This is a genomic window from Pigmentiphaga sp. (genome assembly GCF_019689535.1).
Lineage (GTDB): Bacteria > Pseudomonadota > Gammaproteobacteria > Burkholderiales > Burkholderiaceae_B > Pigmentiphaga.
Genome location: NZ_JADGHH010000305.1, coordinates 1 through 2,857, shown reverse-complemented (window position 1 = coordinate 2,857; position 2,857 = coordinate 1). Strand labels below are relative to the sequence as shown.

At 65.4% G+C, this 2,857-nt stretch carries 3 protein-coding genes and 1 pseudogene; all 4 read left to right on the top strand.

The features are described from left to right. Positions 1 to 103: pseudogene (locus IRZ12_RS17050) on the top strand (50S ribosomal protein L13); the annotation flags it as partial. Between the two features lie 10 nt (positions 104 to 113). Further along, a complete protein-coding gene (rpsI, locus tag IRZ12_RS17045; RefSeq protein ID WP_296471129.1) occupies positions 114 to 506 on the top strand; it encodes a 30S ribosomal protein S9 in 393 nt (130 codons plus the stop codon). 245 nt (positions 507 to 751) lie between these two features. Beyond that, positions 752 to 1,834 carry an N-acetyl-gamma-glutamyl-phosphate reductase gene (gene argC / locus IRZ12_RS17040; RefSeq protein ID WP_296471127.1) on the top strand — a complete coding sequence of 361 codons (1,083 nt, stop codon included), beginning with the start codon at positions 752 to 754 and terminating at the stop codon, positions 1,832 to 1,834. Continuing rightward, on the top strand, positions 1,834 to 2,616 hold the full coding sequence (locus IRZ12_RS17035; protein ID WP_296471124.1) for a DUF6776 family protein: 783 nt from the start codon (positions 1,834 to 1,836) through the stop codon (positions 2,614 to 2,616). The genes argC and IRZ12_RS17035 overlap by 1 nt, the downstream gene beginning before the upstream one ends. The last annotated feature ends 241 nt before the right edge of the window (positions 2,617 to 2,857 follow it).

Here is a 2,857-nt window from a genome sequence, read left to right as displayed (position 1 = left end):
GCCCAAGGGTCCGCTGGGCTACGCCATGATCAAGAAGCTGAAGGTGTATGCGGGACCGGAACATCCCCACACCGCTCAGCAGCCCAAGCTGCTGGAAATCTGAGGAGCCGCGCATGATCGGTAACTGGAATTACGGAACCGGCCGCCGCAAGACTTCGGTGGCCCGTGTGTTCCTGAAAAAAGGCTCGGGCAAGATCATCGTCAACGGCAAGCCCGTGGACGAGTACTTCGCGCGCGAAACGGGTCGCATGATCGTTCGCCAGCCGCTGGAACTGACCGGCCATCTGGAGTCCTTCGACTTTCACATCAACGTCCACGGCGGCGGTGTGAACGGACAAGCCGGCGCCGTGCGCCATGGCATTACCCGCGCGTTGATCGACTATGATCCGACGCTCAAGCCCGCACTGTCGCAAGCTGGCTTCGTCACCCGCGATGCCCGCGAAGTCGAACGCAAGAAGGTCGGTCTGCACAAGGCGCGTCGTCGCAAGCAGTTCAGCAAGCGCTGATCGGCTTCGATCTTCCTCGTCCCCGGTTGCCCCGGGGAAGGGCAAAAAAGGCCGCAGCGATGCGGCCTTTTTTTCGTCCCCGCTTTCCATTTTCGGTCGGAGTTCGCCTGACCGGCGGCGCCGAGCGGGGGTAACATCAACGGGTTATATTTTCGAACGGACAATTTTTCCCTGGCCGGGCGGCCGGAAGCGGCGCGTGTCACCGCCTACCGGTCGATACGCACCGCACCAGGGAGGAGATTCTGATGAGCAAGACAGAGGCGGGTTCCGCCAAGATCAAGATAGGCATCGTCGGCGGCACGGGCTATACGGGCGTGGAACTCCTGCGCCTCCTGTCGCAGCATCCGAACGCGGAGCTGGTCGCCATCACCTCCCGCAAGGAAGACGGCATGCCCGTGGCCGACATGTTCTCTAACCTCCGCGGCAAGGTGGATTTGGCGTTTTCGTCGCCGGACAAGGCGCCGCTCGCGGACTGCGACGTGGTGTTCTTCGCCACGCCCCACGGCGTGGCCATGGCGCAGGCTCGAGAGTTGCTCGCCGCGGGCGCCAAGATCATCGACCTGGCAGCGGATTTTCGCCTTCAGGACACCGCTGCGTTCGAGAAGTGGTATCGCATGCCGCATGCTTGCCCGGACGTGCTGCGCGAGTCGGTGTACGGCCTGCCCGAGCTCAACCGCGAGAAGATCCGCGGCGCACGCGTGGTCGGCAACCCCGGGTGCTATCCCACCACCGTGCTTCTCGGACTGGCGCCCCTGCTCGAAGGCAAGGCCGGCTCGTCGTCGCCGCTCATTGACGCCAGCACGCTGATTGCCGATTGCAAGTCCGGCGTCACGGGCGCGGGCCGCAAGGCGGAGCTGCACATCCTGTTTTCGGAAGCGAGCGACAATTTCAAGGCGTACGGCGTGTCGGGCCACCGGCATCATCCGGAGATCGTGGAGCACCTGCAGGCGCTGCATGGCGGGCCCGTGGGCCTGACCTTCGTGCCGCACCTCACGCCCATGGTGCGCGGCATGCATTCGACGCTCTACGCCCGCATCGACCCCAAGGCGCGAGAGGTCGACTTCCAGAAACTGTACGAAGAGCGCTACGCCAATGAGCCCTTCGTCGACGTCATGCCTGCCGGCAGCACCCCGGAAACCCGCTCCGTGCGGGCCTCCAACATGATCCGCATCGCCGTGCACCGGCCTGGCAACGGCGACCAGCTCGTCATCCTCGTGGCGCAGGACAACTTGGTCAAGGGGGCGTCCGGCCAGGCCGTGCAGAACATGAACATCATGTTCGGGTTGCCCGAGGATGCGGGCCTCGGGCATGTCGCCGTGCTGCCTTGATGAAGCGCCGGCCAATTTTTCCCGCCCTCGTGCCGCGTCGGCTGCGGCGCGACACGACCTCCGATGTGACGCGGCTGGCCCGCGGCTCGCCGGGGCGCCTGGCGGGATTGTTGTTGCTCCTCGCCCTCGGCGCGGCGTTGGGTACCGGCCTGTACGAGTCGGCCCGGCGATTCATCGGCGGCGCCCCGCCAGTGTCGGCGTCGGAGGTGGCCCAACTGCGTGCGGAGAACCAGCGGCTGATCGCGGACAACGAGCGCCTGCAGGGCAGCTTGGCCGCAGCGGAGAGCCGCCTGGCGATTGAGCGGGCGGCCAAGGACCAACTGGCGGCCGATTTGAGGGCGGCGCACAAGGAAATGGGGGACTTGCGCAATGACCTGGCCTTTTTCGACCAGCTCATCCCCATGGACCCCCGCCAAGCCCAAGTCAGTATCCGGTCGGCCGAGCTCGAACGCCAAGGCGACGGATTGCGTTACCGCGTCTTGTTGATGCGCGCGGGCAGGCCGTCCGGCGAATTCAAGGGGCGGTTGCAGTTCTCCGCATCGGGCACGCGTGGCGGCGTGGAGACGACCATGGACCTGCGGCCCTTCGTGATGACGGACGACGGGGAGGCGGGCGAGGCCGCGTCTCCCAGGCCGGATCCTCTCGCGCTGCGGTTCCGCCAGTACCAGAGGGCCGAAGGGACGCTCGAAGTGCCCGACGGCTTCGAGGTGCGCAGCGTCACGGTGCGCGTGGTCGAGGGCGGCGTGGTACGCTCGCAAAGCACGGTCAAATTGCCGGCATGACGTGCAGGCCGAGGCCTTGAACGTTTGCGGATTACCGCCATCTAACCCCTAGAGCCTGCCGGCTCCGCCCGCGAGTATCCCTGTCACCGCCAGGGTTGAAATCGAGCGCCAACGGCGGTTGAATTACCTATTAACCCAAGATCTACAGTCAATCGGCGCATACGCGGTGCCAGGCCACCAGCCGTCGCGTATGCAAGGAGCAGTCATGAACGCAGCAGTCGAACAAGCCACCCTCGAAGCC